This is a genomic window from Micromonospora olivasterospora (assembly GCF_007830265.1).
GTDB lineage: Bacteria > Actinomycetota > Actinomycetes > Mycobacteriales > Micromonosporaceae > Micromonospora > Micromonospora olivasterospora.
Window position 1 is genome coordinate 426690 of record NZ_VLKE01000001.1, and the last position, 25446, is coordinate 452135.

At 74.8% G+C, this 25446-nt stretch carries 16 protein-coding genes, 1 tRNA gene and 3 pseudogenes; 8 read left to right on the top strand and 12 right to left on the bottom strand.

Going from position 1 to position 25446, the window contains the following annotated elements; genetic code table 11:
* Positions 1–40 precede the first annotated feature (40 nt).
* From JD77_RS31800 to JD77_RS01660, 4 genes are read right to left on the bottom strand one after another with little or no spacing between them, the layout of a single operon-like run.
* The gene (locus tag JD77_RS31800; protein ID WP_170286356.1) at positions 41–199 is read right to left on the bottom strand and encodes a DUF6760 family protein; all 159 of its coding nucleotides are present in this window, start codon (positions 197–199) and stop codon (positions 41–43) included.
* Positions 196–672 carry a hypothetical protein gene (locus tag JD77_RS01650; RefSeq protein ID WP_145772724.1) on the bottom strand — a complete coding sequence of 159 codons (477 nt, stop codon included), beginning with the start codon at positions 670–672 and terminating at the stop codon, positions 196–198. The genes JD77_RS31800 and JD77_RS01650 overlap by 4 nt, the downstream gene beginning before the upstream one ends.
* On the bottom strand, positions 669–1109 hold the full coding sequence (locus JD77_RS01655; protein ID WP_091462645.1) for a phage tail protein: 441 nt from the start codon (positions 1107–1109) through the stop codon (positions 669–671). Before JD77_RS01655 ends, JD77_RS01650 begins: the two co-directional genes overlap by 4 nt.
* A gap of 55 nt (positions 1110–1164) precedes the next feature.
* Complete coding sequence (locus JD77_RS01660) at positions 1165–2712, bottom strand: phage tail sheath family protein (protein ID WP_145772725.1); 1548 nt, start codon at positions 2710–2712, stop codon at positions 1165–1167.
* A gap of 358 nt (positions 2713–3070) precedes the next feature.
* Between JD77_RS01660 and JD77_RS01665 the strand changes: the two genes are divergently transcribed.
* Entirely contained in the window at positions 3071–4276 is a 1206-nt protein-coding gene (locus tag JD77_RS01665) for an eCIS core domain-containing protein (RefSeq protein WP_211372465.1), read from the top strand.
* 35 nt (positions 4277–4311) lie between these two features.
* Here the strand turns inward: JD77_RS01665 and JD77_RS01670 are convergent, their stop codons facing one another.
* From JD77_RS01670 to JD77_RS01685, 4 genes and pseudogenes are all read right to left on the bottom strand, one after another.
* Positions 4312–6444, bottom strand: a complete 2133-nt coding sequence (locus JD77_RS01670; protein WP_145772727.1) for an ATP-binding protein — start codon at positions 6442–6444, stop codon at positions 4312–4314.
* Positions 6445–6778: 334 nt separating this feature from the next.
* A pseudogene (locus tag JD77_RS35365) lies at positions 6779–7252 on the bottom strand (Pvc16 family protein); the annotation flags it as partial.
* 13 nt (positions 7253–7265) lie between these two features.
* Positions 7266–10301, bottom strand: coding sequence for an NEW3 domain-containing protein (locus tag JD77_RS01680; RefSeq protein WP_145772728.1), 3036 nt, complete (start codon positions 10299–10301; stop codon positions 7266–7268).
* A 197-nt stretch (positions 10302–10498) separates the two neighbouring features.
* On the bottom strand, positions 10499–11119 hold the full coding sequence (locus tag JD77_RS01685) for a helix-turn-helix transcriptional regulator (protein WP_145772729.1): 621 nt from the start codon (positions 11117–11119) through the stop codon (positions 10499–10501).
* A 169-nt stretch (positions 11120–11288) separates the two neighbouring features.
* Between JD77_RS01685 and JD77_RS01690 the strand changes: the two genes are divergently transcribed.
* Positions 11289–12578 carry a COG1470 family protein gene (locus tag JD77_RS01690; RefSeq protein WP_145772730.1) on the top strand — a complete coding sequence of 430 codons (1290 nt, stop codon included), beginning with the start codon at positions 11289–11291 and terminating at the stop codon, positions 12576–12578.
* A 223-nt stretch (positions 12579–12801) separates the two neighbouring features.
* Here the strand turns inward: JD77_RS01690 and JD77_RS01695 are convergent, their stop codons facing one another.
* The 3 genes from JD77_RS01695 to JD77_RS01705 form a co-directional block, all read right to left on the bottom strand.
* Complete coding sequence (locus tag JD77_RS01695; protein WP_145772731.1) at positions 12802–13821, bottom strand: tyrosine-type recombinase/integrase; 1020 nt, start codon at positions 13819–13821, stop codon at positions 12802–12804.
* Entirely contained in the window at positions 13818–14162 is a 345-nt protein-coding gene (locus JD77_RS01700) for an AbrB/MazE/SpoVT family DNA-binding domain-containing protein (protein WP_246140494.1), read from the bottom strand. Before JD77_RS01700 ends, JD77_RS01695 begins: the two co-directional genes overlap by 4 nt.
* 251 nt (positions 14163–14413) lie before the next feature.
* Positions 14414–14497 (bottom strand) — tRNA-Leu (locus tag JD77_RS01705).
* A gap of 234 nt (positions 14498–14731) precedes the next feature.
* Here JD77_RS01705 and JD77_RS33240 point away from each other — a divergent pair.
* The 6 genes and pseudogenes from JD77_RS33240 to JD77_RS01745 all read left to right on the top strand — a co-directional run bounded on the left by JD77_RS33240 (position 14732) and on the right by JD77_RS01745 (position 24954).
* Positions 14732–16702, top strand: a complete 1971-nt coding sequence (locus JD77_RS33240) for a tetratricopeptide repeat protein (protein WP_246141187.1) — start codon at positions 14732–14734, stop codon at positions 16700–16702.
* Positions 16699–17544, top strand: coding sequence for a fibronectin type III domain-containing protein (locus JD77_RS01725; RefSeq protein WP_145772732.1), 846 nt, complete (start codon positions 16699–16701; stop codon positions 17542–17544). The genes JD77_RS33240 and JD77_RS01725 overlap by 4 nt, the downstream gene beginning before the upstream one ends.
* Before the next feature lie 153 nt (positions 17545–17697).
* Positions 17698–20334, top strand: a complete 2637-nt coding sequence (locus JD77_RS01730) for a fibronectin type III domain-containing protein (protein ID WP_246140495.1) — start codon at positions 17698–17700, stop codon at positions 20332–20334.
* 30 nt (positions 20335–20364) lie between these two features.
* Positions 20365–21357 (top strand): AAA family ATPase, encoded by a 993-nt coding sequence (locus JD77_RS01735; RefSeq protein ID WP_145772733.1) that lies wholly within the window; start codon positions 20365–20367, stop codon positions 21355–21357.
* Between the two features lie 17 nt (positions 21358–21374).
* Positions 21375–22601: a DUF58 domain-containing protein gene (locus JD77_RS01740; protein WP_145772734.1), complete on the top strand. Its 1227-nt coding sequence runs from the start codon at positions 21375–21377 to the stop codon at positions 22599–22601.
* Positions 22577–24954 (top strand): annotated as a pseudogene (locus JD77_RS01745) (transglutaminase TgpA family protein). Before JD77_RS01740 ends, JD77_RS01745 begins: the two are co-directional and overlap by 25 nt.
* On the opposite strand, the pseudogene JD77_RS01750 reads toward JD77_RS01745, so the two are convergent.
* Positions 24906–25346: pseudogene (locus JD77_RS01750) on the bottom strand (SDR family oxidoreductase); the annotation flags it as partial. The pseudogenes JD77_RS01745 and JD77_RS01750 sit on opposite strands and share 49 nt — an antisense overlap.
* Between the last annotated feature and the right edge of the window lie 100 nt (positions 25347–25446).

The following is a 25446-nucleotide window of genomic DNA, read 5'->3' on the forward strand; positions in this document are numbered from 1 at the left end:
CGGCCAGCCGCCGCATCCTGTCGCGTAGCCCCATCGTGCCTCACTGACCTTCGTTCATCCTGGTGTTGATGCGGGCGATCTCACCCACGTACCGGGCCCGCTCGGCGTGGGTGAGATCGAGGATCTCGGCGCGCGGCCAGTGGAAGTGGTAAGCGACGTACGAGACCTCCTCCTGGAGCCGGTCGGCCCCGTACGTCACGATTCCCCCGGGCGACCACCCGCCAGGTCCACCTCGAACACCGACTCGCAGGAGGGACAGGTGACCTCGGCGAGGGTGTGCCCCTCGGCGTTGATCCGCCGGTACAGGTCCTGGAGGAAGGCCAGGTCGGAGGCGAAGAGCCGCTCGACGACCTCCGCGCGTACCTGGGTGATCGTGCCCAGCCGGGTGACCACCAGGCTGAGCAGGACGATCGACAGGTACGCCGGGTTCTGCTTGACCCGCAGGTCGACAAGTGGTGCCAGCTCGTCCCGGGCGGTGGCGAGCCGCATGCTGCCGTGCCGGTGCACGGTGCCGTCCTCGTCGACGTACCCCCGCGGTAGCTGGAAGGTGAACTCCGTCTGGAGCCGGACGGGCGCGGGTGGCGCGACCACCGGCGCGGCGGGCTCCTGCGGCCCGTCGACCGGGTCGACGAGGGTGTCGAGGCCCCCGGCCGAGACGCCACGGCGTCTCATTGCGCGCTGATCTCTTCGTACACCACGGTGACCTTCTCGGTCGCCGCCGTCGGGTCGCCAGCCTTGAGCCCCGGCCCCTCCCACCTGCTCACCCACGCGTTGGTCAGGTCGAAGCGCCGGGTCTCGGACTTGTCGGCGTTGTTGAGGATGATGCTGATGTTCTGCCGGGCCGCCTCTACCGCGCCCTTGAGGAACGTCTCCTTGATCCAGTCGGTGAAGGCGCTGCTCTGGTCGAGCCCCCGGGTGATGGTCACCTCGCCGGCCTTCCGGGCCCCGGGAATCTTGCGGATGATCAGCTCGCCGGTGGGGGTCACCGACTTGACCTCGATCGAGTCCAGCTCGACGGTCAGGCCGCTGACCTCCTGCACCAGCTCCACCTGGATGCCGCCCAGCTCCACCTGGAAGCTGTGCACGATGAGGGTGTCACCACTGGCCATCGTGGCCGCCTTTCGTCATGGTCGGTGCGGTCGTCGTACGCGGGGCCCGGCCCGGTCAGTCGCTAACCAGGCTGGTGCTGTCGGAGAACTGCGCCAGGCGGAAGACGACGAACTCGGCGGGCTTGACCGGGCAGATGCCGATCTCGCATACCACCTGACCCCGGTCGATCACCTCCGGGGGGTTGGTCTCGTGGTCGCACTTGACGTAGAAGGCCTCGGCCGCAGTCGCCCCGAACAGGGCGCCCCGCCGCCACTCCTCGGTGAGGAAGGCGGCGACGTTGCGCCGGATGGTGCCCCACAGGCGCTGGTCGTTCGGCTCGAACACGACCCACTGCGTGCCGAGCAGAATGGACTCCTCGACGTAGTTGAACAGCCGCCGGACATTGATGTAGCGCCAGGCCGGGTCCGAGGAGAGGGTCCGCGCGCCCCAGACCCGGACGCCGCGGCCAGGAAAGGCCCGGATGCAGTTGACTCCGATCGGGTTCAGCAGGTCCTGCTCACCCTTGGTGACGTTGTTCTGCAGGTCGACGACGCCCCGGACCACCTCGTTGGCGGGCGCCTTGTGCACCCCCCGCTCGGTGTCGTTGCGGGACCAGAGGCCGGCCAGGTGGCCGCTGGGCGGCACGAACACCGCCCGTCCGGTGCTCGGGTCGAAGACCTTCACCCAGGGGTAGTAGAGGGCCGCGTACCGGGAATCGTACCCGGCCCCGTCCTGCCGCCAGCCGCGCACCTGCTGGGCGGTCAGCTCCGGCGGCGGGTCGAGCAGGACCATCCGGTCACCCATCTGCTCGCAGTGCGAGATCAGGGCGAGCTGGGCGGCCTTGACCGCCTCCAGGTCGACGACCCCCTGCTGGTACGCCCCTATCAGGTCCGGCGCGGCGACCATGGTGATCTCGTCGATGGCCTCCAGCCCGGCCAGGCCGGTGCGGGAGTCGACGTCCCCGACGAACTCATCGGCCGACAGGGTCGCCGGCAGGGCGTCGGCGGGTGCTGCGGGCGGGGCCAGGGTGACCGTCTGGTTGGCCGGCCGGGCCAGGGAGTTGGACGGGGTGGCTTCCTCCATGGTGATCAGCTTGGACCGCTCGCGGACCTGGTTGACCACGGAGGTCTTGCTGCGCCGGAAGGAACCGTCGTACTCCTCGACCGGCTTGCCGTCGGAGTGGACGATCAGCCGGAACCGGTCCTCGCTGGCCCCCTCGCCCTCGACGTCGGCGACCTCCACGGTGACCTCGCCACCGGCGGCCGGCAGGGTGGCCACCCGGAACGTGCCGAGCGCCGACGACTCACCGGCCGGCAGCGACTTCTGCGCGCCCCGGCCACCGCTCTTGCCGCCGGCCGACGGATCGCCGATCCGGACGACGTAGCAGACGCCGCCGCCGTTGGCGAAGTACCCGTACACCGCGTGCGCCAGATAGGCGCCCTCGACCATTCCCCCGAAGAGCTGGACGTACTGGCTCCAGTTGGTGACCAGGGTCGGCGTGTGGAAGGACCCCTTCTCGGCGAATCCCAGGAAGGCAGCGACTGCGGTGCCGACGCCCTCGATGGGACGCGAACCGCTCTGCACCTCCTCCACGTACACGCCTGGGGACAGGTACGTCGGCATGCAAGCTCCTCTGCCAGGTCGGCGGACGCTGGCCAGCCTGCTCGGCCGGGCAGCCGGCGGGAAGGTCCCTACGGACCGCGCAGGGGCAGACTCGCGCACCACAGGGGCAGGGGCCGCGCTCCTGGCCGGACGACCTCGACCGACCGTCTGAACCGGGCCTACAATGGCCGTCGATACCGACCTGCGGTCGAGGAGGTGCCCGGACGTGCGTCATCACCGGTCCGACCTGACATCGAGTCCCCAGGAGCGCCAGGCGCCCCGGCCGGGCCCGGCCGCCGGCCGAAGGGCCGACGCCGTCCTACCGGGGCGCGCCGGTCCCGGGCGCAGCCCGCGGGAGGTCATCGCCCTACAACGGACGGTGGGCAACCGCGCGGCGGCGGGGATGGTCGAGCAGGACCGGCACGAGCACGCGGACTGCGGACACCCGCCGGCCGAGCAGGTGCAGCGGTCGGTCGCCTCGGTGCTCGGCTCCCGCGGGCGGCCGTTGGACGACGCGACCCGGGGCGACATGGAGGCCCGGCTGGGGTCGGACTTCTCCGACGTGCGGATCCACGACGACTCGGCGGCCCGGGCGTCGGCGGCCGGGATCGGGGCGCGGGCGTACACCTCCGGCAATCACGTGGTCCTCGGTGACGGGGGCACGGACCGGCACACCCTGGCACACGAGTTGACCCATGTAATACAGCAGCGGTTGGGGCCGGTGGCCGGCACCGACAACGGGGCCGGGCTGCGGATCAGCGACCCTGGTGACCGGTTCGAGCGGGACGCCGAGGCGAACGCCGCTCGCGCCCTCACCACCGGCCCCGCACCGCAGATGGCACAGGACACCATCGAGTTGCCCCCGCTGACGCTGCCGGGGGCGCAGACCCCGGTGCAGCGGACGCCGAAGGCGGATGTGGGGGGCACGGCGACGTCGAGCAGTCGCAGCGAGCCGTACCCGGGTGACGGGGGTCGTAGCACCCGTTCCAGCACCAGGAGGAAGAATCAGCCGGACCTGCCGGAGGCGAACCTCAACAGCCTACGGCTGAGCTTCACCTCCGAGTACGAGGGTCCGGCCACGCAGCGACTAGACGAGAAGCAGGACATCGGCTTCTACCAGGTCGCCACCCTGCACGCGCCGGAGAACCTGCCCCGTAGCGTGACTGCGTTATACGACTTCAGGCAGCAGGTCAAGGACAGCTTCGTCTACTACGAGCGCGTGGAGGACGACGGGGACTTCGAGAAGAGGGAGCAGCGTCCCAGCGCCTGGGTGCAGGACGGTCCCTACCAACCGGAGTACGACGATGCCCCGGAGGCGATCTCCGTGGGGAGCAACAGCATCGAGTTCAACGACCACCCGGGATGGTCGGGCCGGGTGGCCATGACTCCCGGCTCCTGGCTCGCCAGGTACTCGGTCAGCTTTAGGTGGAAGGTCAAGCGCCGGGACGCCAGGGGCGGCACCTGGACCAGCCCGGCGGTAACCCACAACTTCACCTCCCCTTTCGCCCCCAACAACCCGGTGGAGTCCGCACCGGTCACGGCGACTCCCGCTGAAAACACCGCCTGGGACGTCACGCTCGCCTAGCAGGCCGGCGTCTGCCGTCAGCCAAGGCGGGGACGTCAGGCTCGGCGGGGCCGGGCGCCGTTCGGCGTGGCCGCCGGCAGGAGCAGGCGGCCCAGCTTGCGGTACTCGCGCTGCGCAGCCGTCATGACCATCGCCATGGTCACCGGTGTCCCGGCTGCGGCGGCCAGGTAGCCGGCGCTGACCGCGCAGGACCGGATACCGCCCCCGCTCAACTCGAACGCGCGGGCGCAGTGGTCCAGGTCGACGTCGTCGGCGCGAGGCAGCTCGACGCCGAGGCAGCGGTCCCACAATGCCCGCCGCTGTGCCACGTCCGGGATCGGGAAGTCCACGACGACGTCGATTCGGCGCAGGAACGCCTCGTCCAGGTTGGCCCGCAGATTCGTGGTGAGCACCGCCACCCCGTCGAACGACTCCATTCGCTGCAACAGGTACGCGCTCTCCAGGTTGGCGTACCGATCGTGGGCGTCGCTGGCCTCGGAGCGCTTGCCGAAGATGGCGTCGGCCTCGTCGAACAGCAGCACCCCGTTGACCCCGGCCGCCTCGGTGAAAATCCGTTCCAGGTTCTTCTCGGTCTGGCCGACGTACTTGTCGACCACCGTGGAGAGGTCCACCACGTACAGGTCGAGGCCCAGGTCGGCGGCGACCACCTCGGCGGACATGGTCTTGCCGGTGCCGGAGTCCCCGGCGAACAGGGCGGTCACCCCGCGCCCACGCCCCCCGCCGGGGCGCAGCCGCCACCCACTCAACACCTGGTCCCGGTGGCGTATCCGCAACGCCAGCTCGGTGAGCTGGTCCCGGGCCGGGGCCGGGAGGACCAGGTCGTCCCAGCCGACGGCGGGCTCCACCCGCCGGGCCAGCTTCGCCAGCGCCGCCGCGTTCTGCGAGCGCACCCCCGCCCGGACGTGCCGGGTGGTGACCCGGTCGGAACCGTCGAGGACCGCCTGCTGGGCCGCGGCGACCGCCGCCCGCCGCACCTGGTCGGGCGCCAGCACGTACGCGGACAGCTCCCGCTCCGGGTCGACGTCGGCCGCCAGCTTCACCGAGCGTCCCGCCAGGGCGTCGCGCCACAGCCGGATCCGCTCCGCCGCCCCGGCTGGGGCGGCGGTCACCAGCAGCGGGGACCGGTCGGCCCAGTACGGGTCCCAGCGCAGCCGGCCGGTGAGCAGCACCGGCACCGGCAGGGCGGTGAGCCGGCGCAGCAGCCGAGCGTGGGCCGGGCCGGCCGCCGGGTCCAGGGTGTCGACCGGGCCGACGACCAGGCCCGCCCGGCGCAGCCGGGTCTCCCGCACCACGACGGCGAGGGCCTCCTCCGGCGTCGGGTCGACGCACAGCGCGTCCAGGTCGAGGGCCAGGACCGACCGGCCGGCCGCGAGGAGGGCGGCGGCGGCCAGCTCGTCGGCCGCCCCGCCGGGCTCCTCGCGTAGGTAGACCAGCCGGTCACCGGCGCGCAGCGCCGCCGCCAGCCCGTCGGTAACCGGCTGCCGGTCCGCCGGCCGGGGCACCCGGCGGACCAGGCCGTCGGCACGCCCGTCGCCGCCGTCCTGCCCGAGGAGGTGGCCGGTGACCCGGTCCGGCACCCGCAGGCTCCGGGTCAGGAAGGGGCGGTCGTCCTCCTCGACGAGGAGCAGGCCGCCGGCCACCAGTGGGCCGGCGCCGGCCAGGTGGGTCCGAGCCGCCCCGGTGACCGGGGAGACCCCGCACAGCCCCAGGGCCAGCCCGGTCGTCGCCCGCCGCCGGGTCACGTCGTCGTTGAGGTACCCGTAGAGCCGCTCGTACCGCTGGTCGAGGTCGGGCAGGAGCGCGATCAGCAGCAGTTCGACGTCCAACGGCGTCAGTGCGAAGTCCTCGGCCAACTCGCGCAGCGGCACCCGGCCACCCGCCGACCGGGCCCGGTCGGCCCACCGGTCGGCGGTCGCCACCGCGTCGGCCGCGATCTCGTCCGGGGCGGGTGGCACCGGGTCGTCCACGAGCCGCCAGGCGTCCTCGTCGGAGACGTGCAGCCCACGGAGCGGGTCGTCCGGGGCCGGGTCCGCGGCGCGCGCGGTGGCGACGGCCCGCCGGACCCGCTGCTCCACCAGGAACAGCCGGGCCCGCAGGTACGTCGTGCCCGGCGGTTCGGTCCGCTCCGGTTCCGGGGCCGTCCGGGCGTCTTCGCGTACGGCGGTCACCGGCGGCCGTCCCGGATCGGCCCGCCGGTGCCCTGGCGTCGCTTCCGCTCAGCGGCGGTGCCCCGCGCCCGGCGTACCCCGATCGGGGGAAGGTCTCCCCGGGGGCGGGGTCCGGGTGGCGCAGCCGCCGCGTCTCCGTCCCGGCGGGCGGCTGCTCCGCCGCTGGGTCGCCCGGGCGGCGGGCGCGGGGGCGGGCGGTCCGTCCGGGGCCGGCCCGGTGGTCGTCCGGGGCGGAGTCGGCCCGGGCGCCGGCGCGCAGCCGGAGCCCGTCGGTGACCGGCTGGGCCGCGAAGGCCGTGGACGCCGCGATCGGCGTGGTCACCACCAGGTCCAGCGACGGCTTCAGCGAGCCGCCGAGGGCGGACCAGATGTCGGCCAGCCCCCGGTCCCGCCTCGGCGGCACCGCGATGCTCATCGGCACGGTCAGCCCCAGGTCGGCGAGGCCGCCGACCAACCGGCCCGGGGGCAGCACGTCGTGGGTGACCAGCCCGGCCAGCAGCACGGAGAGCAGCCGGTGCTCGTCCTGCGGCTGGGCGGTCCACGCGGTCACCAGGTACGACAAGGCGAAGTACCGGGGCGGCCGGTGCTCGGCGACGACCACGCCGTCCGCGTCGCACTCCTCGATCCGGCCCTCCCGGCGGTGGGCCATCTCCTCCCGCACGTCGTAGAGGAACAGGTTCACCGTCGGGGCGTTGCGCCGGACCTCCCACTCCCGGGTCGGCGCGTCGAAGGACAACTGCACGTCGGTGCCGGCGAGCAGCTCCTCGGTCAGCAGCGCGTGCAGCGCCTCGTCCACCTCGTTGATCATCGTCGTCGTCCCCTCACCAGCCACGACCGAGCAGGCCGGGCGGCTGTTGGGCAGGCATGACCACCCGGAAGTCGGTGCGGACCGTGCCGAACCCCGGGCCGGTGGCCAGGACCTTCCGGGGGCCGAGCTCGTCGCGCGGCACCACCAGGAGCTGGGCCGCGAACGTGCCGTCGGCCGCCGGCACGGCCGGGTTCGCCGCCACGGTGAGGCCGACGTCCCAGGCCAGCCGCACCGGCACGCCGGGCGGGAAATCGGTGCCCCGGATCGAGGTGACGAAGCCCGGCGGCCCGATGTCCGGGACGGCCACGATCCGGGGCTGCACCACCCGGAACGGCGCCTGGGCCGTGTCGGCCAGCCCGCCGTCGCCGGCCACCGCGCCACGGACCGTCGTCGCCGTCGCCGCGGTCGGGGCCAGCACGAAGGTCAGCGTCCGGCGGGCGCCCGGGGCCAGGTCGGGGACCGGGCAGTAGGTCGCGGCGCAGCCCGCCGGGCGGATACGGACCGGCACCCGGGCCGGCAGCACGGGGGTGATCTGGACCCCGGTCACGCCCTGGCCGCCGGTGTTGCCGACGGTGTAGGTGACCGTGACCAGACCGCCCACGTACCCGGGGGTGGGGTTGACCGTCACCGTGATCTCCAGGACGGTCGGGGCCGGGCTGGTCGGTGCCGGCGTCGGGGTCGCTGGCAGGGTGGTCGTCGGCACGGGAACCGGGTTGACGGTCACCGGCACGGACGCTTCGTTGTCCGAGGGCCGGGCGTCGGCCGTCCAACCCCCGACCGACCAGGCCAGCGGGTACGTTCCGACGGTCACCCCGGTCAGCTCGACGCGCACCCGGACGGTGTTGCCCAACCCGACGGTGCCCAGGTCGCAGCCGGGCGGGTCGACCTGGCAGGAACCCGCCTCCGGCTCTAGGGCGGTGACCTCGACGCCGTCCGGTACCCGCAGGTCGAGGCGGACGTTCGTGGCCGGGGTCGGCCCCCGGTCGGTGACCGTCAGGGTCAGGGTGGTCCGCTCGCCGACCCGCACCGGCGCCGGTGGCTCCAGGACCGTCGTGGCCAGGTCCACCGACCGCTGCCAGGTCGGCTTCCGGTGCCGGCCGGGCAGCTCCCAGGTCAGCCCGTCCAGCACGCCGGTGTCGAAGTCGTACGTCTTGACGTACTCGGGGCTGGCCGGGTCGGTGTACCGGCGGGAGTTCAGGGCGAGCCGGTGCCCCTCCGGCGACCAGGCCACATCCCGGGGCCGGTGCGGGCCGTCCGGCGGGGCGGTCAGCAGGCCGGCGCAGTCCGTCGCCGGGGTCTGCGGCGCCAGCACCTGGCAGTCGCCGCCGGCGGTGTCGGTGACAACCAGCCCGTCGGCGCCCCGCCCGAAGGCGATCCGGGTGCCGTCGGGTGAGAAGCTCGGGCCGTAGTCCGCCCCGGTGCACCCCGGGCAGCCCGCAGCGGTCAGGTCCCGCTGCCCGGTGCCGTCCCAAGCGTCGACCGTCCACACGTGGCTGTCCGCCGCCGCCCCCTCCGGCTGCCCCCGGATCAGCGCCAGCGCGGACCCGTCCGGCGACCACGCGGGCTGGCTGTCAGACCGGTCCGCGCCGGCCCCCGGCGGCACCGTGAGCAGGCGCTCCCCGGTGTCCACGTCGGCCACCACCACCCGGCTCGGCCCGCCTGGGCCGGCCAGGGCGTACGCGACCCGGGTGCCGTCCGGGGACCAGACCGGGTCGGTCTCCAGGTCCGAGTCCGCGCGGCCGGCGAGGGGAAGCGGCCGGGGGTTGCCGCCGTCGGCGTCGACCACCCAGAGGCGGGAGACCCGGTGGCCGGCCACAGTCTCGAAACGGTTCACCACGATCCGCCGGCCGTCCGGGGAGTAGTCGGGGCGGGCGGTCCAGGGGTCGCCGTCGACGGGCCGCCAGAGCCGGTCCGGGTCGGTCGCCGCGCCCGGATCCTCCCGCAGGACGGTCAGTCCGAGGTCCCGGGGGTCGGTGGCGTCGGGGCGGATGTCCTGCAACGTCACCGTGTACCGATCCGGCGCGGTGGTCCGGCTGACCAGCAGGCGGGGCGGGCCGCCGCCCGGCGGGACGTACCAGGCGGGGTCGCCAACGAGGCGGTCCTCGGCGAGGCGGAGCACCGCTTCGCAGGGGCACAAGTCGTCGCGCGGCACCTCGGTGTAGACCAGGTCGACCGCGCCCCGGGCGCCGTCGGTGCCGGTGGTCCGGCTGAGGAACGCCAGCGTGGTCCCGTCCGGCGACCAGTTCGGCCGGCGGCTTTCCCAGAGCGCGTTGAGCAGCGGCCGGTCGTCGCCCCCGGCGCTGTTCATTAGGTGGATCTGCCGCTCGTCCGGGCGCTGCGGCCCGGCCGTGTACGCGATCCGGTCATGCGTCGGGTCCGGGTCCCAGGCGGGCTCCCCGGCCCCCTCCGGCCGGGCGGTCAGGGCGGTGACCGGCCCACCGTCGGCCGGCACGCGCAGGACCTGCGGCACGCCCGCGTCGTCGCGGCCCTCGAACGCCAGGGCGGAGCCGTCCGGCGACCACGAGGGCCGCCGGTTGTCGCCGGTGCCGTCGGTGATTTGGCGCAGGCCGGTACCGTCGGTGCCGATCACGAAGATGTCGCGCCAGCTACCGACACCCTCCCGGGTCAGCTCGAAGGCGATCCGGCCGCCGTCCGGAGACACCGAGGGCGAACCGGCCACCTGCACCGGGTCGTCGGTCAGCCGGACCGGCTTCCCCGCACCGCGCCGCATCCACAGTTGGGCCAGCTCCGACTCCCGCCGGCTGACCCAGCCGACCACGTCCCCACCGGCGGACGCCTCGTCGTCGAAGTGCGCCGGCCCGCCGCCGAACAGCGGCACGGCGGTCGCCGTCGCCCCGGAGCCCTCGATCAGGCCGATGCTCCGGTGCCCGGTGCCCAGGAAGGCGACCCGCAGGTCGGTGACCGGCGGCGGGTCGGCCGGCTCGGCGTACGATACCCGGCCGGGCGAGACGGCCAGCGCCCATGCGCCCAGCAACGCGGAGACCACGGTGACGACGGCGACGAGGGGGGACCTTCGGAAGAGACGCAATCGGCACCTCGGCGGTGGGAGACGGCGGGGCGGGAGGGTGGCGGGCGGCCACGTCGCGCACGGCCCCAGGTGGTCATCATCGACGCGGTGACGGCGTCCGGCACAGGGACTGCCGGCCAGGGACCGGGGCAGGATCCGCGTCGGTACGGGCAACGGACCTCGTCCCGACGGACGGGCCGCCGGGGCCGGGTGCCAGCTCAGATCAGGTCGTTTCTCAGCGCGTACGCCACCGCGTGGGCCCGGTTGCGCAGGTGCAGCCGGGTGGTCATGCCGTGCACGACGTTCTTCACGGTCCGCTCCGAGTAGGACAGCTTGGTGGCGATCTCCCTCGTCTCGAACCCGTCGGCGACCAGCCGCAGTACGTCGACCTCGCGGGCGCTCAGCCCGCCCAGGGTCAGCCCCCGAGGGTTGAGCACCTCCCGCTGGAGCTGGCGCATCTGGTTCAGCAGCCGACCGAGCAGGTCGGCCGGGACGCTCCCCTCGCCCCGGGCCGCCGAGAGGATCACCTCGACCAGGCGGGTCCCGGACGCCTCGCCCCGGCGTACCACCCCCACCACCCCACACTCCACGGCGGCCGACAGTTGGCCGTCATCGATGGTGGACGGCACCAGAACCAGCCGGGTCTGCTCCCGGCGCAGCCGCCGCAGGGTCTGCACCCTCTGCGGCGTCAGGCTGTCCACGACGACCAGGGTCACCGCCGCCTCGGCGGCCTCCGCCTCGGCCAGGACCCTGACCTCCGGGCGGCCCGTGAGCTGGCCCGTCACGCCTGTCCACGAGATCGGATCCGTCGTGTGCACGTAGATTGGTACCCGCTGCATCCTCGCCTCCTCACTCCCCGGCCGTCGGTCCGCGCGCCGACGGCCGGGGAAGTATGCGTGTCGTGCCTTTGCGTGTACTTAACGTCGTCTCCGCGGACAGCCACCTCTGCCCGCCGGCATACCCCGATGGCCCCTGACAGCCCGGGAAACCGCTCTTACGCTCGGCCAGATGCGCGTATCGGCGAATCTGGCCAGCACCTCCGTGAGCGTCGTCCCCGGCGGCGAGATCGATGTCCCGGTCACCGTGCGGAACGCCGGCGACACGGTCGAGGCGTACCAGATCGAGGTCCTGGGCGTCCCGGACGAGTGGGCGACGGTGGAGCCGGCGTCCCTCACCCTCTACCCGGCCGGTTCGGGCACCGTCGTGGTCACGTTCCGCCCGCCCCGGTCCGCCCGGGTGGACGCCGGGGACCGGCGCTTCGGGCTCCGGGTCGTCCCCTCCGAGTACCCGGACTCGGCCCTGGTGGAGGAGGGCGTCCTCACCGTCGAGCCGTTCTTCGCGCTGGCCGCGCAGGTGCAGCCGCTGTCGCGCGGCGGGCTGCGCGGGGCCCGGTACCGGATCGACACCGACAACCTCGGCAACGTGACCGAACCGGTCAGCTTCGCCGCCACCGAGGGCACCGACCAGGTGACGTTCGCGCTGCCAGCCGAGCCGGTCGAGGTTCCCAACGGCACGCGCGCCGAGACCCGGCTGCGGGTCCGAGCCCGCCGGCTGCTCTGGTGGGGCGAGCCGAAGGAGTACCCGTTCACCGTCGAGGCGCGGCCCTCGGACGGCCGGGCCCGCGCCCTGGACGCCACGTTCATCCAGCGCCCGGTGATCTCGGCGGGGCTGCTGAAGCTGATCGCGGCGCTGCTGGCCCTGCTCCTGGCGCTGGCCGCGATCTGGTTCGGGCTGCTGCTCCCGCAGGTAAAGACCGCCGCCCGGGAGGCGCTAGAGGCGGAGAACGCCCGGCAGGTCGCGCAGGGCGAGGTGGTGCCGACCACAGCGCCGAACCCGGTTCCTCCGGCCGCGTCGCCGACCGCGCCGGGCGGTGGCGCACCCGGCGGCGGTACGACCGACGGGGGCGGGGTCGGCGGTCCCGCCGGGGGCCTCGGCGGTGAGCAGTTCTCCGTCGCCGTCACCTTCCGCACCAGCCCCAACGGGTCGGCGGAGCGGAGCTACACCGTCCCCGAGGGGCGGACGTTCCTGCTGACCGACTTCCTGGTCGACAACGTGCAGGGCGACGAGGGCACGCTGACGGTCACCGCCAATCAGGTGCAGGTGGTCACCTACGCCCTGGAGAACTTCCGCAACCAGGACTACCACTCGGTCACCCCCATCCGGGTCCCCGCCCGCGCGAAGGTGACCCTGACCGTGGTCTGCCGTCGCCCGGGCGCCCCGGCCAACGCCCCCCGGGCCACCACCTGCCGCGAGTCGCTCTACCTCAACGGGGTGCTCACCAAGGCGCCGGAGGACTGACCCGGTTCACTTGTTCAAGGACCCGCCGGGAATGTCCCGATCCGTGCCGCTGCCTGATCCGTCCTTCCCCCGGATCGGCCTCGATAACCCGTGCACACCAGGAGTATCTGCCCTCCGATGCTGCCGCCCTCTTCGGCCCTGAGGCAGCGACGTCCAAACAATCGCGCCACCGGCCAGGGTGGGCCTGGACATGTCGACCGGGCCCACCCTGGCTCTGCGGTAGCTATGCCAGGGGATGGGGTTCGCTGGTGAGGGCTGCAAGCGCCGACGCGACCTCTTGGAGGCTCGCCCGCACGTAGGTCGTGGTCGTGCCTACGTCGCCGCCACTGTCCGAGTGACCGGCATAGGCGCGAGCCACGGCGTAGCCGAAGTTCCGCTCCACCCACGTCAGCGTCGTGTGCCGCAGCCAGTGCGTGCTGATCTGCTGCACGTACACCCACGGCAGGTGCTCACCGATGCGAACCCACAGGTGGTCATAGCGTCGGTACGTGATCGGCTGCCCGTTCCGGTACCGCAGCAACTGGCCCGTTCCCGTGGCGTACCGCTCCTCGGCATGCCGCTGCAGGTGTCTCATCAGGGTCGGTGACACCGGCTGCCACCGCACCGTATCCCCCTTCTCCCGCAGCAGGATCAGGCACTGGTCCGGGTCGAGGTCGACCGGCCGCAACGCCAGCGCGCCGCCACGCCGGCACGCCGTCTCGGTATGCAGGCGCAGCAACAGACTGTCCAACGCCGGATCATCACCGGTGCTGGCCGCCACGGCGTTGATCTCCGCCAGCCGACTGTCCGCCACTGCCCGCCGGGTGCTCGGCAACCGCCGCGGCTTGGCCACCTTCAGCGCAGGATTGTCCGCAGCCGCGATCAACCCGTCGGCGACCGCCCGCTTGTACAGACACCGCAACGCCGCGATCAGATGCTCCGCCGCACTACGCCCGCCACGGGCGTTGCGCCGGGCCACCACGTGCGTCTTGACGTACTCCGCCAACTGCTCGATCTCCGACGGTGTCGGCTCATCCAGCCGCCGCTGCCCCCAGTGCTCCAGGACCCGATTCCAGTACGAGCCATACGCCCGCCTCGTACCCGCGGTCACCGCCGCAGACACGACCGGAACATACTCGGCGAACGTCGGCGCCGGTGGACGCTCCGACGCCGCCTCGGCAAGATCAGCCGGCGAGATACCCATCCGCGCCAGCAACAACCGGGCGGCATCCAACTCCGCTCGCCCCGCCGGGGTGTCGCTCATGCGCGATCACCTCCAAGGGCCGCCGCGTGGGCCTGGGCGATCATCGCATCCAGCGCAGCCGGAGGGTGCACCACGAGCCGGGAGGCGTCCGGCTCGGCCGCCAGGAACACGCGGTCGCCGGCGGTGAGCCCACACCAGTGCCGGACCACGGCCGGCAGCCGCAGGTGCCCCTCCTTGGTCACGGCGAATACGCCCTGCTGATCGGCGGCTACGATGATCAGTCCGCGATGTTCCCGGATGTCGAGTCGCCGGCCAGGAGCCCAGCCGAGGGCCTTCATCGCGGTCCGGTCCGCGACCCGCCCACGGGAATCGAGGGTGACCAGGCCGTAGACGGTGCTCACAGCGCGACGGGAGACGAGTCTCGCCAACGGCAAGGGCGGTCGCTTGATTGCGCCTGCCGATGACTTCCTGCGGCCAGCGCTCAGCTGACCTGGCAGAACCACAGCCGGGATGACAGCGGAGACAGCCTGGTTACTCACTCCGCCCACCACCCCGCAAGCGGGGCCGCCATGGGCTTACAGAGAGTGAACGATGGTGGTTGAAGCCGCTCAACCACCGGTCCGCAAAACGTCGCACGGTTGCTACGCGGGAGTGTCCGAGGGGGGACTTGAACCCCCACGCCCTATACGGGCACTAGCACCTCAAGCTAGCGCGTCTGCCATTCCGCCACCCGGACTCACTCGCCCAGCCTACCCTGTCGACCGAGGGTGACCTCATCACCCCTCGGCCGCCCTGGTGGGCCGCACGGGGCATTACTGTACACGGCCGGGGTGGATCATGCACATCCCCTTCCTGCCGGCCCGCATCCACCCCATTCGCCCAGCTCAGCGGGCTGAAAGCCGAGACAGGAACGCGGCGGACGGATCAAGATCGGGACGCGGGTGGCGTCCGGGCACCCTTTTTGGGCAGCATGGCTGATGTGTCACAGCCCTCTCCCCTGGCCGCCCTCCAACATCAGGCACTCGCCATCCGAGCCACCGGCGACCTCGCCGGCGCGTGCCGCCTCCTGACCGATGCGCTCGGCCCACTCCGGGCAAGCTACGGCGAGGACCACCCGGAGGTGCTGGGCGGCGCGCACCTGCTGGCCCGGCTGCACCGGGAGGCCGGCGACCCGGTCTCCGCGCGGCGGGTGCTGGAGGAGGCTCTCGCGGCGGGCGAACGCCGGTGGCACCCGGGCGATCCCCTGATGTTGACGCTTTCCTTCGATTTGGCGTCGGTCTCCGAGGAACTGGGCAACCGGCACGAGGCCCGCCGTCACTTCGCCCGCATCGTCAGCGCCGGGCCCGCCGTGTTCGGCGCCGACCATCCGATGGTGCTGGCGGCTCGGCACTATCTGGGCGAGAGAGCGCCGGGGCCGGCTGCCACCGGGCCCGCACCGCAGCCTGCTCCGTCCGCGCTGACCAGCCCCACGATGCCCTTGGCGGCAGTGCCCACGCCTGCTCCACCGCAGCGCCCCACGCCCGGGCCGCAGGCCACCGCGCCACCGCCTCCAGCGCCGCACCTGCCCCCGCCGCCCCGGGTCCCGGCGCCACCGCAACAGCCTCCGATCCCGGCGCCCCCGCAACAGCCTCCGATCCCGGCGCCCCCGCAGCAGGCACCGATCCCGGTGCCGCCGCAACAGCCTCGGGTACCGGCTCCGCCGCAACAGAGCGTCGTTCCCGCGCCGCCCCGGCAGGTGCCGCCACCACCGCAGATCCCTGCTCCGCCCGCCCCGGTACCCGCCCAGCGCCTGCCCGAGCCGCCACCCTCACCGGCGGCGCAGCACATCCCGCCGCCGCCACCCTCACCAGCGGCGCAGCACATCCCGCCGCCGCGCGTCCCGGCGCCCCCACCGCAGGTCGCGCCGACGCCGGCACCGGCCCGGGCGGTGCCGCCCGCGCAGCCGGCCGCTCCCGCCCCACGGCAGGACGCACCGCCCACCGCCCCGAGCAGCCCGCCCGCGCATTCGGCGGTTCCGCCGGCACCGCGGGTGCCGCCTCCACCTCCTCCCGTCCCGCTCACAGCGAACGGGCCGCAGCACCAGGCGTACGCGCCGCCGGCGGTGGGGGCTCCGCACACCGGTCCGGCCACGTCGCCTCAGCCGCAGCCCCAGCCCGGGCCTGCGGCGGCTCCGCCCGCGCCGACGCCCCCGCGCCCATCTCGCCATGGGCGCCCCAGCCCACGACGGCCGCTCCCCCGCCGCCCGTGCCGGCTCCGCCGGCTACGCCGCAGGCGGCCCCGGCGCAGACAGCTTCCACCGGGGCGGGTCCGCAGCCGGAGCCCGCTCCTGGCCGGTCGGCCGGCTGGGACAAGCCGACGGTTCAGGTACGGCAGATCGATCCTCTGCTGCGGGAGAGGGCCGGACGCGCCGCCGGGGCTGGCACGGCACCGGTCAGCGGCGGCCAGGCCGCACCGGCTGTCGGACAGCCCGTGGGTGGTCCGCCCGTCAGTGGACCGCCGGCCAGCGTGGGCACCCCGGTCAGCGGGCCGCCCGCGAGCACACCGCCCGCAAGCCCGCAACCGCCAGCACCCGCACCACCGCCAGCACCACCGCCGCCGGCACAGGCACGGGCACGGGCACGGGCACGGGCACGGGCACAGGCACAGGCACAGGCACAGGCACAGGCACAGGCACAGGCACAGGCACAGGCACAGGCACAGGCACAGGCACAGGCGAGCGAACCACCGCGTGCCACGCCGCCTGTGGCCGTGCCACCCCCGCCCCGCGGCCCGTTCAGCGCCCCACCGCCCAATGCTCCAGCGGTCAACGCACCACCGGTCAACGCACCACCGATCAGTGGCCCGCCCACCAGCAGCCCACCGCTGGCGGGAGCGCCCGTCAGCGGAGCGCCCGCCAGCGGCGTACCCGTCAGCGGGGCGCCGGTGCCGCCGTGGGGGATGACCGCGCCGCCGTGGAGCAGTCTCGGCCCGCCGCAGCCCCTGGCCGCCCCGTCCGGCCAGCCGGCGGCCGGGGCGTACACCGCGGACAACGCGCCGGCCGAGGCGGACCCGGAGGCGGCCTCCCCGGCGGTCCTGACCGGCCCGGACGACATGCCGGAGCCGCCCCGCATCCCGCAGCCGGGCCAACCGGACGCGGGCCACCCGGCACAGGAGCCGGACCTGGGGTACCCGCACCAAGGCCATCAGGCGCCCCAGGCCGGGCAGGGACAGACGCCGCAGGGGCAGCCAGAGCAGGGCTGGCCCGAGCAGGGCGGCTGGCAGGCCGAGCACGGGAACCCGTCGTCGGCGCAGGTGTGGCCGGCGTACCCGGCGGACGAGCGACCCGCGTCGTCGCGGCGCGGCCGGACGGTGCTCGTGGTCGCGGTGGTCGCGGTCGTGCTGGTCGTCGTCGCGGTGGTCGCGGTGTTGGTGTTCGGCGTGTTCGGCCGCTCGGCGGAGGCGCCGCCTGGGGCCGGGGCTGCGCCGGCCACGGCGTCGGCCGCGGCGAAGGTGACCGGCCCGCCGCCGGGTGACCTGCGGCTGCGCGACGAGGGGAGCACGATCACTCTCACCTGGACAGACCCGTCCCGCGGGGCGGTGCCGTTCATGGTGGCGGGCGGTCGGGCGGGGCAGCGGCTGGGCGTGATGGGCGACGTGGACCCGGGCGAGACGAGCTACACGGTCAACGCGTTGAGCACCCGGGTGGACTACTGCTTCACGGTGCTCGCGGTCTACTCGACCGACACGTTCGCCACGTCCGGTCAGGTTTGCACCGCGCGGCAGGCGGGCTCCACGCCGGGCTGACGCCCTCCGCCGCCGCCCGCACGCTCGGTGTCCGGCGGCGGACGGTGCGGGTTTCCCCTGTCCGGGTCGAACCATATGATGGCACCCGGCTCGGGGCGGGTCGCCGGTCAACGGCGCGTCACCCGGCACGATCACACGGGGAGGCAGCCGGTTGTGGCCACCATCGATGATGCCGTGAGCACGGGTCCGCGGGCTTCTCGCCGACGTTCCCGCCTGCGCGGCGGCCTGGTCACGATCGGTACGGTCGCCGCGCTGCTGGCCGCGATGGGGCTCACCGTCCTCGGGCTGGGCTCGGCCGACAACGCGGTGGCCAACTACGACGCCAGCAGCTGGCTGTGGAGCGCGGCGCGCAGCGAGATGTCCCGGGTCAACGGCGTGACGGCGCGGGTCGACACCCGGGTGGAGGTCCCCGGCGCCCGGCGGCACCCGATGCAGGTCGTGCAGACCGACCGGCTGCTGATCCTGCGGGACCTCAACACCGGGCAGGTCAGCTCGCTGGATTTGGCCACCCTCCAGATCACCGCGACCACCCGCACGACCCCGGGGCTGGGCGTGAACGTGGCGTTGCACGAGGACGCGGCGTTCGTGGTGGACGCGGTGCAGGGCATCGTCCGGCAGCTCGACCCGCGTTCGCTGGTCCCGATCGGCGAGCCGGTGCGCTACCCGCCGGGCATCACCGGCGGCTCGTTCGACGGCGAGGGGCGGCTGTGGATCGCCGTCCCGGCCGAGGGCACGGTCTCGGCGGTCACGGCGGCGGAGCTGCCGGCCGAGCCCGGGTCGGCCGCGCCGGCCGGCGGGGGCCTCAGCCCGAAGAAGATCGAGTCGTACGACGTGACGGCGCCCAGCCACGAGCTGGTGGTCTCCACCCTGGACAACGGCGTCGCGGTGCTGGACCGCACCGCCGGGGAGCTGGTGCGGGTGCGGCGCGGCGAGGTCGCCCGTACCCCGCTGCGGATGACCGGCCCGGGTGCCCTGCCGGCGCGGACCAGCGGCCCTCGGGTGCCGGTGACGGTGCCCGGCGAGCGGAAGGTGCTCGTGGTCGGCGACGGCGGCGAGGAGCGGCAGTTCACCGTCCCGGGCCGGGGCGACGGGCTCAGCCCGGCGGTGGCCTGGGCGGGCCGCTACTACGTCGCCGACGAGACCACCGGCACCGTCTACTCCTTCGACTCCGGCGGCCAGCTCGTCGACACGATCGGCGGAAAGGGCTGGGCCGGGCCGCTGGAGCTGGAGGTGCGGGAGAACCACCTGTTCATCAACGCGCCGGACTCGGCGACCGCCCGCGTGGTCGACGACGAGCACCAGGTGCGCGACGTCGACAAGTACGCCAACGACGTGCTCGGCGGCGACCCGCCGCCGGTGCCCCCGCCGCCGCCTCCGCCGAAGAAGCCGAAGGTGGGCAAGCCGGGCGCGCCGCGCAGCGTCACCGCCTCGGCCGGCGACGCGCAGGCGCGGGTTGGCTGGCAGCCCGCGGCGGCGAACGGCGCCGACATCGTCCGGTACGTGGTGGAGGGCGGTGGTCAGCGCCTCGAGGTGGGCGCCAACCAGCGGTCGGTGGAGGTCACGGGCCTGACCAACGGCGAGACGTACCGGTTCTCGGTGCACGCGGTCAACGCCAAGGGCGACGGACCGGCGCGTACCAGCAACCCGGTCACCCCGACGGCGGAGGTGCCGGACCCGCCGGCCAGCGTCACCGCCGAGGCCCGGCCGGACGGCACGGTCCTGGTGAGGTGGCCGGCCGCGAACGGGCAGGGCAACACGATCGCGAAGTACGCCGTGACCGCCACCTCGGCCGGCGCGAACGCTCCGGCCGGTGAGTCGACGAAGACGGAGCTGGTGGTCCCGGCGGGCGAGCTGGAGTACGGCAACCAGTACGCGTTCACGGTGGTGTCGGTCAACGACCGGGGCGCCGGTTCGGTGGCGTCCCCGGTGAGCAACTCGGTCGTGCCGTTCGCCCCGCCGGGTCAGCCGGTCGGCCTGCGGGCGACGACCGTGGCCGACCAGCCGGGCACGGTGGCGGTGCAGTGGTCGCCGGCGGCGCCCAACGGTCGGCCGGTGACGAAGTACCTGGTGGAGGCGGGTGGCAGGACCAGCGAGGTGACCGACACCCGGGCCACCGTCGGCGGGCTCGGCGACGGGCAGAACGTCACGGTCAAGGTCCGGGCGGTCAACGAGGCCGGGCCGGGCCCGGAGGCCACCGACACGGCGCGGACGGTGGCGCAGCCCCGGATCACGGTCACCGGCTCCTCGGCGACGGCCACCTCGGTCACGGTCACCTTCACCGTGGACGCCGGGGGCGGGAAGCCGGCGTGCACGGTCAGCGTGCCGGGCCAGGCGCCGGTCGCCGCGGCCGACTGCGCCCGCGCCACGGTGTCGGACCTGACGCCGGGGACCGCGTACACGGTCACGGTGACGGTGCGCAACGCCGCCGGCCAGGGCATGGCGACCCGGGCGCAGAGCACCGACGCGCTCTACGGGATCGCCACCTGCAACAACGGGCCCTCGGGCGACCAGCGGACGTACTGCGACGCCGAGGTCGACGGCCGCAACGGCAACGAGGTCTTCAGGGTCACCCGGCAGGACAACAACCAGCAGGTCGGCTGGGCGAGGCCGGATACCCGGCTGAAGGCGTACTGCAAGAAGCAGGGCGCCAACGTCAACTCCTGGATCTACAACAACCAGAAGCAGAGCACCTGGTGGGTGCAGGTCGAGTTCAGCGGCAGGAACTACATCCCGTGGGCCTGGCTCAACCTGGAGGGCGGCGACAACATCAACGTCCTGCCCACCTGCTGACCACGCGCCACCCAGGCAAGGAGCACCGCCGTGAACACCCGTGAACCGCTCACCCAGCCGGAGGTGCAGGGCTTCGCCGCCCTGGCCGCCCGGCTGGCCGAGAACGTCAACTCGGTGGTGCTCGGCAAGCCGCAGGTGGTCCGGTTGGCGCTGACCGCGCTGTTCGCGCAGGGGCACGTCCTGCTGGAGGACGTGCCCGGGGTCGGCAAGACCACCCTCGCCCGGGCGATCGCCGCGACCGTCAAGGGCCAGTGGCGGCGCATCCAGTTCACCCCGGACCTGCTCCCCTCCGACGTGTCCGGGGTGACGATCTTCAACCAGGCCACCCGCGGTTTCGAGTTCCACCCGGGGCCGGTGTTCGCCAACATCGTCATCGCCGACGAGATCAACCGGGCGTCGCCGAAGACCCAGTCGGCGCTGCTGGAGGTGATGGAGGAGCGCACCGTCACCGTCGACGGGGTCCGCCACCCGGTGCCGCAGCCGTTCCTGGTGGTGGCGACGCAGAACCCGGTGGAGATGGATGGCACGTACCGGCTGCCGGAGGCGCAGCTGGACCGGTTCCTGGTGAAGCTGTCCGTCGGCTACCCGGACGAGGCGGTCGAGGTGGAGGTGCTGCGCGGGGCGACGGTCCGCTCCCCCGAGGCGCTGCCCCCCGTCACCGACACCGCCACCGTCGGGGAGATGGTGCAGATGGCCCGCCGGGTGCACATCGCCGAGCCGCTGTACGCGTACGCGGTGCGGCTGGCCGCGGCGACCCGCGGCCACCCGCAGGTGCGGGTGGGGGTGAGCCCCCGCGGGGTGATCGCGCTGACCCGGGCGGCGTGCGCGTACGCGCTGATCGACGGGCGGGGCTGGATCATGCCGGAGGACCTCAAGGTCCTCGCCGAGCCGGTGTTCGCCCACCGGTTGCTGCTCAGCCCCGACGCGCAGGTGCGCGGGGTGACCGCCGCGGAGGTGCTGCGCCAGGCGGTCGCCTCGGTGCCGGTGCCGCTGCCGTCGGGTCAGCTCGCCCCGGCCCGCTGACGGCCGGCCGCAGGGACGTGGGGATCACCGCCCGGGGCGCCGGGCTGCTCGTGGCCGCCGTGGTGCTGCTCGGCGCCGGTTTCCGGTTCGCGTACCCGGAGCTGACCCTGCTCGGGGTGGCCGCCGCCGGCGCGGTCGGATACGCCCTGCTGGTGGCGTCGTGGCGGCCCCGGCTTCAGGTGCGCCGGCACGCCGACCCGGACCGGGTGTCGCGGGGCGAGCCGGCCCGGATGGTGCTGACGGTGCGCAACACCGGGCGGCTGCGGGCGGCGAACCTGCTGGCCGAGGACCGCTGCGGCGAGCGCACCGTGCCGGTGCCGGTGCTGCGGCTGCGTCCCGGCCGGGACGTCACCGTGGCCTACGACGTGCCGACCGACCGGCGGGGCGTGGTGCGGGTGGGTCCGCTGCGGGTGACACGGCGGGACCCGCTGGGGCTGGTGGCGCTGGCCCGCGCGTACCCGGGGACGGTGCCGGTGTGGGTGCACCCGCGCGTGCACCCGTTGACGGCGGTGCCGACGGGCGCGGGGCGAAGCCTCGACGGCCGCGTCGACGGGGTGCCGCACGGGTCGATCACGTTCGACTCGCTGCGCGAGTACGTGGTCGGCGACGAGCTGCGCCGGGTGCACTGGCGCACCAGCGCCCGGGTCGGCGAGCTGATGGTGCGGGAGAACGTGGACACCAGCCTGCCCCGGATCGTGGTGCTGCTGGACAACCGGGCCGCCGCCCACCGCGATCCGGAGTCGTTCGAGTCGGCCTGCGAGGCGGCGGCGTCGGTGCTGGTGGCGGCGCTGCGCGCCGACCTGCCGGTGGTGCTGCTGCTGGTCGCGCCCGAACGCCCGACGGGCGACGGCGGGCCGGCGCCGGTCGGTGCGCCCGGCCGGCGGCGGTGGGTCCCCGCCCGCCGGGCGGCGGCCCGGGCGGCGGCCGTCGAGGAGTCCGCCGGTCCGCTGGACCGGCTCGCCGCGGTACGCCTCGACGGCGATGACGCGGCGGAGGCGCTGCGCGGCGCGACGAGGCGGCTGCGGCAGGAGCGCCTCGGCGACACCCTGGTCTTCCTCACCGGCCCGGACGGCCGGGGCGACCTGGGGCACGTCGGCGCGCTGCGCGGGGCGTACCCGTCAGTGGTGGTCGGGGTGTTCGGGGCGGCGGATCCGACGCCGGCGGCCGCGACCGGGATGGTGGTCGTCGACGCGGCCGACGGGGCCGGGTTCGCGGCCGGGTGGGACGGGGTGCGCCGGTGGTGAGGGTGCTCGGGGCGGCGCGGGCGGCGGTGGCGCCGCTGACGCTGGCGACGCTGGTCGCGCTGACCGGGGTGGTGCTCGGCCGGGTGTACGCGGACGGGCTGCTGACCGGGCTGGTGGCTGGCGCCGGGGCCGGCGCGGTGCTGGTCAGCGTGGCCGCCCGGCGGCTGCCGTCGTGGCTGGTCGCGCCGCTGTCGGTGGCTGCCCTGGCCGGCTGGACGGCGTGGTCGCTGCGGGTGTCCGCGGACGCGGCCGGGCTGGCGGCCCCGCTGGTCGACGTCGCGGCGGACGCGGCCCGCAACGGCATCCCCCGGCTGCTGACCGCGATGATCCCCGTCGAGCCTGCTCCGGACACGGTGCTGGTGCCGCTGGTCGCCGCGTGGCTGGCCGGCCTGGCCGGCGCCGAGGTCGGGCTGCGGGCCGGCCGGCTGTTGCTGGGCTACCTGCCGCCCGCGCTGCTCTACGCCGGGGCGCTGTACGTGGTCGGGCCGAACGCGGACCCGGCGATCTGGCCGACGGTGGCGTTCGCGGCGGTCGCCGCCGTGGGCCTGGCCGTGCCGGCCGGGCGGGCGGCGCCGCCGGGTGCGGACCCGACCGCCGGACTCCCGCCCGGGGTGCGGGCGGCGGTGCGGGTACGGCTGGCCGCCACGACGGCGGCCGGGTTGGCGGTGGTGGTCGGGCTGGCCGCCCTGCTCGGCCCGGCGGTGGCCGGCCGGGTGGAGGGCCGGCCGGTGGACCCGCGCCGGTACGTGGAGCCGCCGCAGGTGGAGTCGCTGGACGAGAACCCGCTGATCCGGATCTCCGGCTGGGCCCTGAACCCGGAACAGAAGCTGCTGGAGGTGAGCACGCGACGCGACAACTCCCCGGCTTCGGCCGCACCGGCGGGCGGAGGGCCGGAAGTCGACGAGGCGCGGGACGGCGGGGGCGCACCGGGCCGGGCGGCGCCGATCAGGCTCGCCGTGCTCAGCGACTACGACGGGGTGACGTGGCGGGTCGGGGCGACGTACCGCAACGCCGGGCGGATCCTGCCGGAGACCCCGACCGCGCCGGGGTCGACGGTCGAGACGGTCCGGCAGGAGATCACCGTGGCCGACCTGACCGGGCGGCTGCTGCCCGCCGTGGCCACCCCGCGGGAGGTCAGCGGCGCCCGCGTCGCGTACGACCCGCAGACCGGGACGCTGATCCGGCCGGAGGGGCTGACGCCGGGGCTGCGGTACACGGTCACCTCGGCGGCGGAGCGGCCCGACAGCAACCTGCTCGCCACGGCGGACGTACCGGCCGGGGACGCGGTGGCGCGGGTGCTGCGGGTGGCCGACGGGGCGCCGGACCCGCTGCGCCGGCTCGCCGCCCAGCTCGCCGAGGACAACAGCGCCCGTACGCCCGGGCGGCGACGATCGAGCAGTTCCTCGCCGAGCACTACCGGATGGTGGCGGACGCGCCCAGCGGGCACGCGTACCCGAACCTGGAGTTCTTCCTGTTCGGCCCGCGCAGCGGCGGCGGCCAGCGGGGCACCTCCGAGCAGTTCGCGGCGGCGTTCGCGGTGCTCGGCCGGCTGGCCGGGCTGCCCACCCGGGTCGTCGTCGGGTTCTCCTCCCCCGGCGACGGGCCGGTGCGCGCGGCGGACGCGTTCGCCTGGCCGGAGGTGCTGTTCTCCGGGGTCGGCTGGGTGCCGTTCGACCCGCTGCCCCGCCCCGACGAGCAGCCGCGCCCGGTCGAGGAGGACTTCCGCCCGGCGCCGGACGAACCGCCGCCGTCGGAGGCGCCCGAGCCCACCCCGGGGCCGGCGGAGTCCGCGCCGCCGGTGGCCGCGCCTGGCGGGCCGGCCGAGCCCGCCGGGGTGTCGACGCCGGTGCTGGTGGGCGGCGGCGCGGGCGGCCTGGTGCTGCTCGTCGGGGCGGCGCTGGCGGTGCTCGTGGCGCTGCGGCGGTCCCGGTCGCGGGTCCGGCTGTTCGCCGGCGACCCCGCGCAGCGGATCTCGGGCGCCTGGCGGGAGGTGACCGACGCGCTGCGGCTGGCCGGACGCCCGGCCGGCGGGGACCTGGCCGCCACCGAGGTCGCCGCCCGCGCCCACGCCGCCCTGGCCGAGGCCCGCGCCGGCACCTCACCGCCGGGCCCCGGCATGCCGGAGGTCGACGTGGCCGAGCTGGCGGGGCTGCTGAACCAGCAGGCGTTCGCCCCCGGCGCCACCACCGCCGAACAGGCCGAGCGGGCGGCCGCCGTGGCCGCCGCCTACACGGCCGCCCTGCGCGCGGCCCGTCCCTGGTGGCGCCGGCTGCTGTGGTCGGTGCACCCCGGCCCGCTGCGCTGGCCGACGGCGGTGAGCAGCCCCGCCGCCGAGCAGGTGTGCAGCAGGTAGCCCTGGCCCCGGGCGAGCATCCCGGGCAGCACCGCCCGGGCGGACTGGACGTGGGCCAGCACGTTGACCCGCCACGCCCGGTCCCAGTCGGCGGCCGGGGCGTCCAGGCCCGCCCCGGTGGCCACCCCGGCGTTGGCGCAGAACAGGTCGATCCGGCCGTACCGCCGCTCGGTGTCGGCCACCAGGTCGCGGACCTGCTCCTCGGCGGTGACGTCGACCTGGGCGGCGCGGGCGACCGGGCCGACCTCGTCGGCGACGGCGCGCGCCCCGGCCGGGTCGAGGTCGGCCACCACGACCGCCGCCGCGCCCTCGGCGGCGAACCGCCGGGTCAGCGCGGCGCCGATGCCGCCGGCCCCGCCGGTGAACACCGCCACCCGGTCGGTGAGGTTCATCGTCGGCTCCTCTCCGCTCGGCCGCCCGGCGAGGACCGTCAGGCCGGGCCCAGCCGGGCGATCAGGAAGGCCGCCACCGTCATACCCCAACGGTTCGTCA